This is a genomic window from Couchioplanes caeruleus, assembly GCF_023499255.1.
GTDB classification, from domain to species: Bacteria; Actinomycetota; Actinomycetes; order Mycobacteriales; family Micromonosporaceae; genus Actinoplanes; species Actinoplanes caeruleus_A.
This window is the reverse complement of record NZ_CP092183.1, coordinates 4,615,747-4,628,018: the sequence shown is the minus strand read 5'-3', so window position 1 is coordinate 4,628,018 and position 12,272 is coordinate 4,615,747. Positions and strand designations below refer to the sequence as shown.

General features: G+C 73.6%; 14 protein-coding genes. 12 read left to right on the top strand and 2 right to left on the bottom strand.

The features are described 5' to 3' along the window. Positions 1 to 6: 6 nt before the first annotated feature. On the bottom strand, positions 7 to 846 hold the full coding sequence (locus tag COUCH_RS21450) for a PhzF family phenazine biosynthesis protein (RefSeq protein WP_249606960.1): 840 nt from the start codon (positions 844 to 846) through the stop codon (positions 7 to 9). Between the two features lie 97 nt (positions 847 to 943). Here COUCH_RS21450 and COUCH_RS21445 point away from each other — a divergent pair, with 97 nt between their 5' ends. Together COUCH_RS21445 and COUCH_RS21440 are read left to right on the top strand one after the other, a co-directional pair. Beyond that, positions 944 to 2,368, top strand: coding sequence for a sigma 54-interacting transcriptional regulator (locus COUCH_RS21445; RefSeq protein WP_249606959.1), 1,425 nt, complete (start codon positions 944 to 946; stop codon positions 2,366 to 2,368). Between the two features lie 3 nt (positions 2,369 to 2,371). After that, on the top strand, positions 2,372 to 4,333 hold the full coding sequence (locus tag COUCH_RS21440) for a vWA domain-containing protein (RefSeq protein WP_249606958.1): 1,962 nt from the start codon (positions 2,372 to 2,374) through the stop codon (positions 4,331 to 4,333). Positions 4,334 to 4,378: 45 nt separating this feature from the next. Here the strand turns inward: COUCH_RS21440 and COUCH_RS21435 are convergent, their stop codons facing one another. Continuing rightward, positions 4,379 to 5,182, bottom strand: a complete 804-nt coding sequence (locus tag COUCH_RS21435; protein ID WP_249606957.1) for an inositol monophosphatase family protein — start codon at positions 5,180 to 5,182, stop codon at positions 4,379 to 4,381. Positions 5,183 to 5,429: 247 nt separating this feature from the next. Here COUCH_RS21435 and COUCH_RS21430 point away from each other — a divergent pair, with 247 nt between their 5' ends. The 10 genes from COUCH_RS21430 to COUCH_RS21385 all read left to right on the top strand — a co-directional run bounded on the left by COUCH_RS21430 (position 5,430) and on the right by COUCH_RS21385 (position 12,271). Further along, positions 5,430 to 6,047 carry a CDP-alcohol phosphatidyltransferase family protein gene (locus tag COUCH_RS21430; protein WP_249606956.1) on the top strand — a complete coding sequence of 206 codons (618 nt, stop codon included), beginning with the start codon at positions 5,430 to 5,432 and terminating at the stop codon, positions 6,045 to 6,047. Continuing rightward, positions 6,044 to 6,931 (top strand): DUF881 domain-containing protein, encoded by an 888-nt coding sequence (locus tag COUCH_RS21425; protein WP_249606955.1) that lies wholly within the window; start codon positions 6,044 to 6,046, stop codon positions 6,929 to 6,931. Before COUCH_RS21430 ends, COUCH_RS21425 begins: the two co-directional genes overlap by 4 nt. Next, positions 6,928 to 7,260, top strand: coding sequence for a small basic family protein (locus COUCH_RS21420; protein WP_071803906.1), 333 nt, complete (start codon positions 6,928 to 6,930; stop codon positions 7,258 to 7,260). Before COUCH_RS21425 ends, COUCH_RS21420 begins: the two co-directional genes overlap by 4 nt. Positions 7,261 to 7,407: 147 nt before the next feature. Then, positions 7,408 to 8,322 (top strand): DUF881 domain-containing protein, encoded by a 915-nt coding sequence (locus COUCH_RS21415; protein WP_430640990.1) that lies wholly within the window; start codon positions 7,408 to 7,410, stop codon positions 8,320 to 8,322. Between the two features lie 28 nt (positions 8,323 to 8,350). Beyond that, positions 8,351 to 8,731, top strand: coding sequence for a glycine cleavage system protein GcvH (gene gcvH, locus COUCH_RS21410; RefSeq protein ID WP_249606953.1), 381 nt, complete (start codon positions 8,351 to 8,353; stop codon positions 8,729 to 8,731). Positions 8,732 to 8,941: 210 nt separating this feature from the next. Next, positions 8,942 to 9,394: an oxoglutarate dehydrogenase inhibitor Odhl gene (odhI, locus tag COUCH_RS21405; RefSeq protein WP_067499957.1), complete on the top strand. Its 453-nt coding sequence runs from the start codon at positions 8,942 to 8,944 to the stop codon at positions 9,392 to 9,394. Between the two features lie 59 nt (positions 9,395 to 9,453). Continuing rightward, on the top strand, positions 9,454 to 10,134 hold the full coding sequence (locus COUCH_RS21400; RefSeq protein WP_249606952.1) for a transcriptional regulator FtsR: 681 nt from the start codon (positions 9,454 to 9,456) through the stop codon (positions 10,132 to 10,134). Positions 10,135 to 10,386: 252 nt separating this feature from the next. Beyond that, complete coding sequence (locus COUCH_RS21395; RefSeq protein WP_249606951.1) at positions 10,387 to 10,851, top strand: bifunctional nuclease family protein; 465 nt, start codon at positions 10,387 to 10,389, stop codon at positions 10,849 to 10,851. A gap of 218 nt (positions 10,852 to 11,069) precedes the next feature. After that, positions 11,070 to 11,621, top strand: a complete 552-nt coding sequence (locus COUCH_RS21390) for a MerR family transcriptional regulator (protein WP_249606950.1) — start codon at positions 11,070 to 11,072, stop codon at positions 11,619 to 11,621. A gap of 65 nt (positions 11,622 to 11,686) precedes the next feature. Next, the gene (locus COUCH_RS21385) at positions 11,687 to 12,271 is read left to right on the top strand and encodes a class I SAM-dependent methyltransferase (RefSeq protein ID WP_249606949.1); all 585 of its coding nucleotides are present in this window, start codon (positions 11,687 to 11,689) and stop codon (positions 12,269 to 12,271) included. The last annotated feature ends 1 nt before the right edge of the window (position 12,272 follow it).

Genomic DNA, 12,272 nt, shown 5'->3' with positions numbered 1-12,272 from the left:
GCGTGCTCAACCGGTTATCGGCACCGCCGTGCCCGACACCCGGACGCCGGCCTCACCAGGCGTCAGCGTCACCGTCAGATGCCCCGGGCGGCCCATGTCGGCGCCCTGCGACACCTCCACCACGGCGTCGCCGGGCACGAGCCACAGGTCGCGCAGGTAACCACCGAGGGCGGCGGCAGCGGCGCCCGTGGCCGGGTCCTCGTACACGCCGCCGACGGGGAACGGGTTGCGCACGTCGAAGCGCGTCTCGGACTCGCGCCACACCAGCTGCACGGTGGTCCAGCCGCGCCCGGTCATCAGCGCCTTCAGCGCCGGCACGTCGTAGTCCAGCTCGGCGAGCCGCTCGCGCGTCGCCGCGGCCACGACCGGGTGGTACGCCCCCGCGTACGCGACCCGCGGCGGCAACGCGGTGTCCAGGTCCTCCGGCGCCCACCGCAGCGCGGCCAGCAACGCCCGCAGATCGTCCTCCGGCAGCTCCGCGACGCGCGCGCCGACGCTGGTCAGGGTGGCGCGCCGGTGCTCGTCCACGGCCACGGGCACCTCGCCGGCGTCGGTGACGAAGACGTACGTGCCCGGGCCGTGCCGGTCGGCCAGCGCGACGGCGGTGCCGATGGTGGCGTGTCCGCAGAACGGCACCTCCGCCAGCGGGCTGAAGTAGCGCACCCGGTACACCCCGTTGCCGCGGTCCTCGGTGAGGAACGCCGTCTCCGAGTAGCCGACGTCCGCGGCGATGCCGAGCATCTCGGCGCCGGACAACCCGGCCGCCGCGAGGACGACGCCGGCCGGGTTGCCGCCGGACTCGTGCTCGCTGAAGGCCGCGTACCGCAGGATCTCGACGTCTGTCATGCCCCCGAGGGTGCCGCCCGCGCGCGGGAGGGACCAGGGCCAATCGCCGGGCTCTGGTCTTGGTCGGCTGCCGGGGCGCGGGGGTAGCGTTCTCGAAGTGACAGAGGCTTCCACACCGCTTGTCCCCACACCGCCTACCGATCTTCCGCGCACCCTCGGCGAGCTGCGCGCCGCCGGGCACGAGTTCCGCACCGTCAAGGAGGAGCTGCGCGACAACCTGCTCGACCGGCTGCGCCGCGGCGCGCAGCGCTTCCCCGGCATCGTCGGCTACGACGACACCGTGCTGCCCGAGGTCGAGCGGGCCCTGCTCGCCGGTCACGACATGGTGCTGCTGGGCGAGCGCGGCCAGGGCAAGACCCGGCTCATCCGGGGCCTGGTCGACCTGCTCGACGAGTGGACGCCGTACATCTCCGGCTCGGAGCTGCGCGAGCACCCGTACCAGCCGCTCACCCCGGCCACCCGCCGGCTCGCCGCCGAGACCGGCGACCTGCTGCCGATCTCCTGGCTGCACCGCTCGGAGCGGTACGGCGAGAAGCTCGCCACCCCGGACACCAGCGTCGGCGACCTCATCGGCGACGTCGACCCGATCAAGGTGGCCGAGGGGCGCGCGCTCGGCGACCCCGACACGATCCACTTCGGGCTCGTGCCGCGGACCAACCGGGGCATCTTCGCCGTCAACGAGCTGCCCGACCTGGCCGAGCGCATCCAGGTGTCGCTGCTCAACGTGCTCGAGGAGCGCGACATCCAGGTCCGCGGCTACCAGCTGCGGCTCCCGCTCGACCTGCTGCTGGTGGCCTCGGCGAACCCCGAGGACTACACCAACCGCGGGCGCATCATCACCCCGCTCAAGGACCGTTTCGGCGCGGAGATCCGGACGCACTACCCGCTCGAGGTGGAGCTGGAGACGGACCTGATCCGCCAGGAGGCGGCGCTGGCCGCGGCGGTGCCCGACCACCTGGTCGAGGTCCTGGCCCGCTACACCCGCGCGGTGCGCGAGTCCCCGGCGGTCGACGCCCGTTCCGGCGTGTCCGCCCGCTTCGCCATCGCCGCCGCCGAGACCGTCGCCGCGTCCGCGCTGCGCCGCGCCGGGCTGCGCAACGAGCGCGAGGCCGTGGCCCGCATCTGCGACGCCGCCTCGGTGACCAGCACGCTGCGCGGCAAGGTCGAGTTCGACAGCGGCGAGGAGGGGCGCGAGACCGAGATCCTCGCCCACCCGCTGCGGGTCGCCACCGCCGAGACGTTCCGGGCCCGGCTGGCCGGGCTGGACCTGTCCGGCTTCACCGACCTGGTCGCCGAGGGCTCGATCATCGAGACCGGCGACCTGGTGTCGGCCGAGGAGCTGCTCGCGCAGATCGGCACGGTCCCGGGCCTGGCCAAGGTCCTGGAGCGGCTCGGCCTCGGCGACGCGCCCAGCCCCGGGCAGGCCGCCGCGGGCGTCGAGTTCGTCCTGGAGGGGCTGCACCTCACCCGCCGGCTGGCCAAGGAGCTGACCGACGACGGCCGCACCCTGTACGGGAGCTGACCGATGACCGGCAACCGCTTCCGGTACGGCGCGTGGCGCGACGGGCCGGACCCGCTCGCGCCGCCGTACGACGTGCGGGCCGCGGTGGACGAGGTCGGCGAGCGGGTCCTGGGCGGCGACAGCCTCCGCGACGCGCTGCGCGACCTGCTGCGCCGCGGTCCGCGCGACGGGCGAGGGCTGGACGACCTGCAGGCCCGCGCCCGGCGGCTGCGGCGCGAGGCGCTGCGCCGCGGCAACCTCGACGGCGCGGTGACCCGGGCGCAGCAGCTGCTCGACCAGGCTGTCGCCGCCGAGCGTGACGAGCTGCGCGGTCGCGACGACATGGACGCCCGCTTCAACGAGGCCGTCCTGGACAACCTGCCGCGCTCGACGTCGCGCGCGGTCGAGGAGCTGTCCGAATACCAGTGGGCCAGCGACGAGGCCCGCACCCTGTACCAGCAGATCCTCGACGGGCTGCGGCGCGAGGTCGTCGAGCAGCGCTTCGCCGGCATGCGCGACGCGCTGCAGGGCCGCGACCCGGCCACGGACGCCCGGGTCGCCGAGATGGTGTCCGACCTCAACGACCTGCTCGGCAAGCACGCCCGCGGCGAGGACACCGCGGACGCCTTCCAGGAGTTCATGGCCAAGCACGGCGACTTCTTCCCGGAGAAGCCGGAGAACGTCGATGAGCTCATCGACTCGCTGGCCCGCCGGGCCGCGGCGGCCGAGCGGCTGATGCGCTCGCTCAGCCCGCAGCAGCGCGAGGAGCTGCAACGGTTGATGGACCAGGCGCTCGGCGACGGACCGTTGCGTGACCAGCTGTCCGAACTCACCGGCAATCTGCGCGCGCTGCGGCCCAACCTCAACTGGGGGCGCGGCGAGCGGATGCGCGGCGAGCAGGACCTCGGCTACGGCGACGCGGCCGCGGCCCTGGGCGAGATCGGCGACCTGGACGACCTGCTCGACCAGCTCGGCCAGGAACACCCCGGCGCCACGCTGGACGACATCGACGTGGAGGCGGTGGAACGCCAGCTCGGCCGGGGCGCGGCCGACGACGTCCGGCGCCTGCGCGAGCTGGAACGCGAGCTGCGCCGGCAGGGCTGGGTCACCCGCGACGACGACGGGCTCACGCTGTCACCCAAGGCGCTGCGGCGGCTCGGGCGTACGGCGCTGGCCCAGGTCTTCAAGGACCTGTCCGGCAAGCAGCGCGGCGAGCACGACCTGCGTGACGCGGGCGCGGCCGGCGACCTCATCGGCTCGTCCCGGCGCTGGCAGTTCGGCGACGAGCAGCCGCTCGACGTCGTGCGCACGATCGGCAACGCGGTCCGCCGCCGCGCCGGCGGGGGAGTGGGCACGGTCCCCGTCCGCCTCGAACCGGAGGACTTCGAGGTCGCCGAGACCGAACGCCGCGCCTCGGCGGTGGTCGCGCTCTGCGTCGACCTGTCGTACTCGATGTTCGCCGACGGCCGCTGGGGCCCGATGAAACAGACCGCGCTCGCGCTCTCGCACCTCGTCGCCACCCAGTTCCCGCAGGACTCGCTGCAGATCGTCGGCTTCGGCCGGTACGCGATGTCGCTGTCGCAGGGCGAGCTCGCCGCCATCGAACCGGACATGGTCCAGGGCACCAACCTGCAGCACGCGCTGAAGCTGGCGGGCCGCCACCTGCGCCGCCACCCCGGCTCCGAGCCGGTGGTGCTGGTGGTGACCGACGGCGAGCCGACCGCCCACCTCGAGGACGACGGCGAGGCGTTCTTCACCTGGCCGACGACGCCGGAGACGGTCCGGCTGACGGTGCAGGAGGTCGACCAGCTCACCCGGTACGGCGCCACGCTGAACCTGTTCATGCTGGGCGAGGACCCGGGCCTGCGCCGCTTCGTCGACGCCGTGGCGCAGCGCAGCGGGGGCCGGGTGTTCAGCCCGGACGTGGCCGAGCTGGGCCGGTACGTGGTGGACGACTACGTGCGCAGCCGGCGCGGCAAACGCTGAGCGGGCGGCGCTTCCCGGGCCCGGTGCTGCCGGGCCCGGGAGGCGTCAGCTCCTCGGCGGGCGCTGGTTCGCGATCAGGGCCAGCAGGGCGGCATGCGTCGGCGCGTCCGCGGCCACCACGAGGCCGCCGGCCCCCATGTGGACCGGCTCTCCGTCGATCCCGGTGACGACGCATCCGGCCGCCCGGCACAGGGCGATCCCGGCCGCGAAGTGGACGCTGTCGCGCAGGTCGCCGTCGGTGACGTACGCGGCGCGGCGGCCGGCGGCGACCCAGGCCACGGCCAGGGTGGTGGACACGACGCGGGGGCGGAACCGGGCGATGAATCCCTCGTCGGCGAGCATCCGGGCGGCCGAGAAGACGTCGCGGTTCGGGAACGGCGGGTCGAGGTTGACGTCGACCAGCCCCGAGCCGGCCGACGGGGTGAGCCGCCGGTCCGCGCCGCCATGGCGGACGTGGGCGGCGGCGGCGCCGGTCCAGAACACCTCGTTCGTGAACGGGTCCGCGCAGGCGGCCACCGTCACGTCGCCGCCGGCTCGCAGCGCGACGTTCACCGAGGCGAGCATGGTCCGCGCTGCGAAGTTCAGGGTTCCGCACAACGGGTCGACCAGCCACAGCCGGTCGTCGTCGCCGGAGCCGGTGCGGCCGCTCTCCTCACCCAGCACCGGGTCGTCCGGCCGCGCCGTCCGCAGAACCTCGATGACGGCCGCCTCGGCCTCGATGTCGGCCGTGGTGGCGAAGTCGCCGTCGGACTTGGCGAAGCGGGTCAGAGCGGATCCATAGCGGGAGCGCACGACCGCGGCTCCGGCCTCCGCCGCTTCGATGACGAGATCCCGGTCGGTGATCGACATGGACGGACCCTAGCCGGGGTGTCAGCCTATCTTCCTAGGATGCGATAGGCGGTGTGCGGCGGGTGACGGGCGGCGAACGGTGCGGCACGGGTGATCCGGCCCTCGGGCGCGGCTGGTTATAGTGGCTCGGCGAGCGCGCGGACCGGCGTGCCCAGCGGCCCGGGGGACGGCCGCGAGGCCTCTTCCGCCGCTGGTGACGTCCGCGGGTGGGGGCCCGGGGCCGGAGTCGCAGGGGAGAGGGGGCGCGATGTCGCAGCAGGCTGCGCCCATGACGGCCACCAACCGCATCTGGACGCTCCCCAACGTGATCAGCTTCGTGCGCCTGCTCGGCGTGCCGCTGTTCCTCTATCTGCTGCTCGGGCCGCACCACGACGTCGCAGCGGTCGTGGTGCTCGCGCTCGGCGGCACCACCGACTGGGTCGACGGGTACGTCGCCCGCCGGATGAACTCGGTGAGCCGGCTGGGCGAGCTGCTCGACCCGTTCGCCGACCGGCTGTACATCCTGGCCACGCTCGTCGGCTTCACCGTGCGCGAGGTGGTCCCGTGGTGGCTGACCGCGGCGCTGCTGCTGCGCGAGGCCGTGCTCGGGGTGGCGCTGATGGTGCTGCGCCGGCACGGGTACGGCCCGCCGCCCGTGCACTACGTCGGCAAGACCGGCACGTTCGTGCTGCTCGGGGCGTTCCCGGTGCTGCTGCTGGCCGAGGCGGTGCCCGCGGCGGAGAGCGTTGCCGGGCCGATCGGCTGGGGCCTGGCCTGGTGGGCGCTCGGCCTGTACTGGGCCGCCGCCGTGCTGTATCTGGCGCAGACCCGGGCCCTGCTGCGCGCCGACCGGGCCGCGTCCGCACGCGAGGCTGTCGCCGGATGACCACGCCCGACGGCGGCGCCGACGCCCGGCAGCCGCGGTTCACTCCTGACTTCCTGACCGAGTTGTTCCGCAACCCCCTGGACCCCGGGTACGCCGACGCGGCCGCCCGCCGGCAGCGCGGTGAGGGGCCGACCGGCGTACGGCGGCAGGTGATCAAGGGCGTGAGCAGTCTCACGCTCGTCGCGCTCGGGTTCCTGCTCGTGGTGGCGTACCAGCAGACGATGGCCGACGAGCCGGCCCGCACCCAGGCCCGGGACACCCTCGTCGACCAGGTGCAGAGCCGCCGTGAGGAGACCGCCCAGCTGCAGGAGCGGGCCGAACGGCTGCGGGCCGAGGTCGCCGGCCTGCGCGAGCAGCAGCTGGGCGGCGCGGCCGTGGCGAAGCTGCGCGGGCTCGAGGCGCAGACCGGGTTCGCGCCGGTCAAGGGCTCCGGCGCCCGGATCACCGTCGGCGACGGGCCCACCCCGATCGACCCGGTGACCGGCGAGCGCGAGAACGAGGCCCGGGTCCGCGACACCGACCTGCAGCTGGCCGTGAACGCGCTGTGGGCGGCCGGCGCGGAGGCCGTCGCGATCAACGGGCAGCGGCTCACCGCGACGTCGGCGATCCGGCAGGCCGGCGAGGCGATCCTCGTCGACCTGCGACCGGTCACCACCCCGTACCAGGTGGTCGCGGTGGGGCCGGGCTCGCTCGCCGACGACTTCCGCGACGGCGCGGCCGGCAAGTTCTTCCGCGCCCTCAACAGCAAGTACGGCATGTCGTACGACGTCTCGGACGTCCACGGCGTCACGCTCGACGCGGCGACCCAGCCGAACCTGCGCCAGGCCACCCCGTCCGCGCCCGCGCCCTCCGCGGCCGGCTCCCCGTCGAAAGGCGGCCGATGATCGCCGTACTCGCCCTGATCGCCGGTGTCGTGCTCGGCATCGTGTTCCATCCCACCGTGCCGCCGGCGCTGCAGCCGTACCTGCCGATCGCGGTGGTGGCCGCGCTCGACGCGGTGTTCGGCGGCGTCCGGGCGAAGCTGGACGGCATCTTCGACGACAAGCAGTTCGTGGTGTCGTTCATTGCGAACGTGGTGGTGGCGGCGCTGATCGTGTACCTGGGCGATCAGCTCGGCGTGGGCGGGCAGCTGTCGACGGGTGTCGTGGTGGTCCTGGGGGTGCGTATCTTCGGCAACGTGGCGGCGATCCGCCGGCACCTGTTCCGGGCGTAGGGCGGCGCGATGACGGACGACGAGAAGACCGCGCGCATCGGGCCGCCCGGCGAGCCCTCGCCGGAGCCGGGCGACGCGGCTCCGGACGTGGCCGGCGCCGAGTCGCATGACGTTGCGCACGAGGTGCATGACGTGCATGACGTGCCGATCGAGGCCGACGGGCCGACGGTTCGCCTGACGGCCCCGCCGCCCCCGGCCGTGCCCGCGGCGGCCGGGCCGGTTCCGGAACCGGTGACCTCCGAGCCTGCTGCGGCCGTACCGGAAGAGGCGTCCCGGCCACACGTGCCGGACCCGGACGGGCCGGCCGAACCGGTCCCGGCGGCGTCACCTGAAACGGTGAGCGAGGCGCCGGCCGTCGCGCCGTGGCGGCGGCTGTCGTCGGCCGGGGCGCTGATCTGGGTGCTGCTGGCGCTGTTCGGTTTCACGCTGGTCGTGCAGCTGCGCAGCAACGACGCCGACTCCGGGCTGGCCTCGGCACGCCAGGAGGACCTCGTCCGGATCCTGTCCGACCTCGAGGCGCGCGACCAGCGGCTGCAGCAGGAGATCAGCGGCCTGGAGGAGAGTCAGCGGCAGCTCACGTCCGGGGTCGCCGGGCGGCAGGCGGCGCTGGCCGAGGCGGAGAAGCGGGCCGGTGAGCTGGGCCTGTTGTCCGGCACGCTGCCGGCCCACGGCCCGGGCCTGAAGATCGTCATCGACCCGAAGGGCCAGCCGATCAAGGCGTCCGCGATCCTGAACGCCGTGCAGGAGCTGCGCGGCGCCCAGGGCGAGGTGATGGAGCTGGTCGGCGGCAACGGGGTCACCGTGCGGATCGTGGCGTCGTCGTATTTCGTCGACGCGGCCGGCGGGGAGATCATCGTCGACGGCAAGCAGCTCAGCGGTCCGTACACGCTCTGGGTGATCGGGGTGCCGTCGACCATGCAGACGGCGCTGCAGATCCCCGGTGGGGTGGTCGAATCGGTGCACCAGGCCGGCGGTAACGTGACCATGGAGCAACGCGCCGCGGTCGACGTGACCGCGGTACGACAGCCAGCCAGCCTGCAGTACGCGCGCCCGGTGTCCTGAGCGGGTGCGCTTCTCAACGGAGGAATGTGTGATTCCTGAGGATCTGCGGTACACGGCCGAGCACGAGTGGGTGTCCGGCGACGGCACCGGTCCCGTGCGCGTGGGCATCACCCACTTCGCGCAGGACGCGCTCGGCGACATCGTCTACGTGCAGCTGCCCGACGAGGGCACGGTGGTGCAGGCCGGCGACCAGCTGGGCGAGATCGAGTCGACCAAGAGCGTCTCCGAGCTGTACGCGCCGGTGGCGGGCACGGTGGTCGCCCGCAACGCCACGCTGGCCGACGAGCCCGAGCTGATCAACGCCGAGCCGTACGCGGCCGGCTGGCTGGTCGAGATCGCGCCGGACGACCCTGCGGCGCTCGGCAGCCTGCTGGACGCCGAGGCGTACCGGGCGCTGACCGACAGCTGATCGTGAACGTCCGCGCGTCTGGTTGCCCGGTATATCCGCGCTGACTAGGCTCGCGGAGCACCTGTAGAACCGTTATTACTTCGAAACCGATAGTCGTGCGTCCGGGCCTCCGGGCTGCGGCGGCGGGGGGCGCTGCGCTCCGGACCCCACGTCCGGCCTGCTCACCCTTGGTCGTCGGGCGGCGACCGAAACAGATCCGTGAGGTGGTCCATGACGCGCCCAGACGACGAGTTCCCCCCACTCGACGTCACGTCCACGCTGAACCTCGGTGCGCTCGACGAGGTGCTCGAGGGGCCTGAGACCGACGTGGTGCCGAGCCGGATGTCCGGTTCGCTGCCCCCCGGGATGGCACTGCTCGTGGTGCGCCGCGGCCCGAACGCGGGTGCGCGGTTCCTGCTGGACCACGACGTGACGACCAGCGGCCGGCACCCCGACAGCGACATCTTCCTGGACGACGTGACGGTCTCGCGCCGGCACGCCGAGTTCCACCGCGACGGGGGCACCTTCACGGTCCGCGACGTCGGCTCGCTCAACGGCACGTACGTGAACCGGGAGCGGGTGGAATCCGCGACGCTGAGCAACGGTGACGAGGTCCAGATCGGCAAGTTCCGGCTGGTCTTCATCGCCGGTCCGCGGCCGGAGGGCGAGGGCGGCGGGGCGTGAACCCGTCGGGGGCGGCCGCGCAGGACCCGGGCGCACGCCCGGGCCGTGACGCTGCGCTGATGAGCATCGGGGAGGTGCTGGCCCAGCTGCGGACGGAGTTCCCGGACACGACGATCTCGAAGCTCCGGTTCCTGGAGGCGGAAGGGCTGGTCGACCCCCAGCGCACCGCCTCCGGCTACCGCAAGTACTCGTGGAACGACGTGGCGCGGCTGCGCTTCGTGCTGACCGCGCAGCGCGACCAGTACCTCCCGCTCCGGGTGATCCGCGAGCAGCTGGAGGCGCTGGAGCGCGGGGACGACCCGCTGAGCCGGCAGCGGCCCACCCTGGTGGCCGTCGGCTCGGAGACGGAGGCCGCCGCCGAGGCGGCGGACACCCGGGTGTCGCGGGCGGACCTCGTCGAGCGCACCGGCATCGGCGAGCAGCTGCTCACCGAGCTGGAGCGGATCGGCCTGGTCGTCTCGCGCCCGCCGGGCTGGTACGACGGCGACGCGGTGGTGATCGTCGAGGCGGTGGTCGGGCTGACCCGCCACGGCCTCGAGGCGCGCCACCTGCGGGCGTTCCGCGCCGGCGCCGACCGCGAGGTGGGCCTGTTCACGCAGCTGCTGGCGCCGCTGGTGCGCCAGCAGGACCCGGCGGCGCGGGCCCGTGCGGCCGAGACGGCGCGCGAGCTGCAGGCCCTGTCGCAGCGGCTGCACGCGGCGCTGGTCCGGGCCGGCCTGCGTGACACCCTCGGGCGCTGAGGTTACGCCCAGCGCTGAACATCATCGCGGCGCCGCGTACCGCGGTGGCGTGCGGACCCCTCCGTGACCAGCGGACCGGCGAGGTTGGGCCGCGTCGCGGCGGGTATGCCGAGTGGGATCGGACACGGACCTCGTGTGGCGCTCGTCCCAGGGCGTCCGTGTACCGTGCAGGATAGGGCGGGAAGAAGCCTGAGGTCGCCGTTTCGACGGTGATCGACGGGGCGGCGACGACGTGCGACACGGAGGCGGGCGGTGCGCGAGCTGAGCGTGGTCGGAGTTCGGGTGGAGCTGCCCAGCAACCAGCCGATCGTCCTGCTCAGGGAGGTCGACGGCGATCGGTACCTGCCGATCTGGATCGGCGCGGTGGAGGCGACCGCCATCGCGTACGAGCAGCAGGGCGTGAAACCGGCCCGGCCCCTGACCCATGACCTGCTCCGGGACATCCTCACGGCGCTCGAGGCGCCGCTGAAGGCGGTCGAGATCACGGAGCTCAAGGAGAACGTCTTCTACGCCGACCTGCTGATCGGCGACGACCTGCGGGTGTCGGCCCGGCCGAGCGACTCGATCGCGCTGGCGCTGCGGGTGGGCGCGCCGATCCGGTGTGCCGACCAGGTGCTGACCGAGGCCGGCATCGTCATCCCGGACGAGCAGGAGGACGAGGTCGAGAAGTTCCGCGAATTCCTCGACCAGGTCCGCCCGGAGGATTTCGCCGGCTGACGAAGCCCGGGTTCACCACGTCCGGGTCGACGACCGGTGCGCACGGCTCCCGCCGCTGGTGGGGGCCGTTTTTGCGCTCCGCCGCATCGATGGTGACCATATGTCCGGCTCCTCCGTACGCGGCGTGTCGCGGCATTACCTCCCTGTTTCCGGGCACGCTGAGTTATAGGCTCGTGAAGTCCAGGTGAAGCGGCACCGCGCAGCGGGGAGGTAGTCGCGTGCACGGCTCAGATCCTCAGGAGGGCGTCAGCGTCGGCGCGGACGGCGAGGTCGGGTATCGCGGTGTGACCGCGTGCCAGGCGGTCGGCATCAGCTACCGCCAGCTCGACTACTGGGCCCGTACCACGCTGGTCGTGCCGAGCATCCGCGACGCGTCCGGCTCCGGCACGCAGCGGCTGTACTCGTTCCGGGACCTGGTCGTCCTCAAGGTGGTCAAACGGCTGCTCGACGCCGGGGTGTCGCTGCAGAACATCCGCAAGGCGATCGAGACGCTGCGCTCGCGCGGGGTCGAGGACCTCGCCGGCATCACGCTGATCTCCGACGGCACGACCGTGTACGAGTGCCGCTCGCCGGAGGAGGTCGTCGATCTGCTGCAGGGCGGCCAGGGCGTCTTCGGCATCGCGATCGGCGGGGCGTTCAAGGAGATCCAGGGCTCGCTGTCGCACCTGCCCGCCGAACCGGCCACGCAGGCACAGCCGGTGGGCGTACCGGCCGAACCGGCCGCGGGCGACGAGCTGGCGGCCCGCCGCGCCCGGCGCCGCGCGGGCTGACGCTCCACTTTGCCGGTCCGGCAACGACATTTGCCGCCGCGGCCGGCGCGGTCCACGCTCGGATCATGAGCGATGCGACGACGTGGGACGAGCGGTACGCGACCGCCGACCGGATGTTCAGCGGCAACCCCAATGCCGCCCTGGTGCACGAGGTGGACGGCCTGACCCCCGGCACCGCCCTGGACGTGGGGTGCGGGGAGGGCGGCGACGCCGTCTGGCTGGCCCGCCAGGGCTGGGCCGTCACCGCCGTGGACGTCTCCGAGGTGGCGTTGCGCCGGGTCGCCGTGGCCGCCGACGAGGCCGGGGTGGCCGTCGAGGTGCAGCGGCACGACCTTCAGCGGTCCTTCCCCGGGGGCACCTTCGACCTGGTGTCCTCGCAGTTCCTGTACTCGTACGGCGACTTCCCGCGGGAGCGGATCCTGCGGCGGGCCGCGGACGCCGTCGCACCGGGCGGCATCCTGCTCATCGAGAGCCACCAGGGCCACGGTCCCGGCGAGGAGCACCCGCCGATCGTCTTCCCGTCGCCGGCGGAGCTGCTGGCCGGGCTGGACCTGGCGCCGGGGGAGTGGGAGGTGCTGCGGTGCGCCGAGCACCCGAGCGCGGGGGACCGTACGGACAGCACCGTGAAGCTGCGGCGGGCGGCCCGCTAGA

What these genes read in the sequence shown, in the direction of transcription:
- COUCH_RS21420 (WP_071803906.1), top strand. Translation starts at nt 6,928, where the DNA reads ATGATCGCCGTACTCGCCCTGATCGCCGGTGTCGTGCTCGGCATCGTG.
- odhI (WP_067499957.1), top strand. Translation starts at nt 8,942, where the DNA reads ATGACGCGCCCAGACGACGAGTTCCCCCCACTCGACGTCACGTCCACG.
- COUCH_RS21430 (WP_249606956.1), top strand. Translation starts at nt 5,430, where the DNA reads ATGTCGCAGCAGGCTGCGCCCATGACGGCCACCAACCGCATCTGGACG.
- COUCH_RS21435 (WP_249606957.1), bottom strand. Translation starts at nt 5,182, where the DNA reads ATGTCGATCACCGACCGGGATCTCGTCATCGAAGCGGCGGAGGCCGGA.
- COUCH_RS21400 (WP_249606952.1), top strand. Translation starts at nt 9,454, where the DNA reads ATGAGCATCGGGGAGGTGCTGGCCCAGCTGCGGACGGAGTTCCCGGAC.
- COUCH_RS21450 (WP_249606960.1), bottom strand. Translation starts at nt 846, where the DNA reads ATGACAGACGTCGAGATCCTGCGGTACGCGGCCTTCAGCGAGCACGAG.
- COUCH_RS21440 (WP_249606958.1), top strand. Translation starts at nt 2,372, where the DNA reads ATGACCGGCAACCGCTTCCGGTACGGCGCGTGGCGCGACGGGCCGGAC.
- COUCH_RS21425 (WP_249606955.1), top strand. Translation starts at nt 6,044, where the DNA reads ATGACCACGCCCGACGGCGGCGCCGACGCCCGGCAGCCGCGGTTCACT.
- COUCH_RS21385 (WP_249606949.1), top strand. Translation starts at nt 11,687, where the DNA reads ATGAGCGATGCGACGACGTGGGACGAGCGGTACGCGACCGCCGACCGG.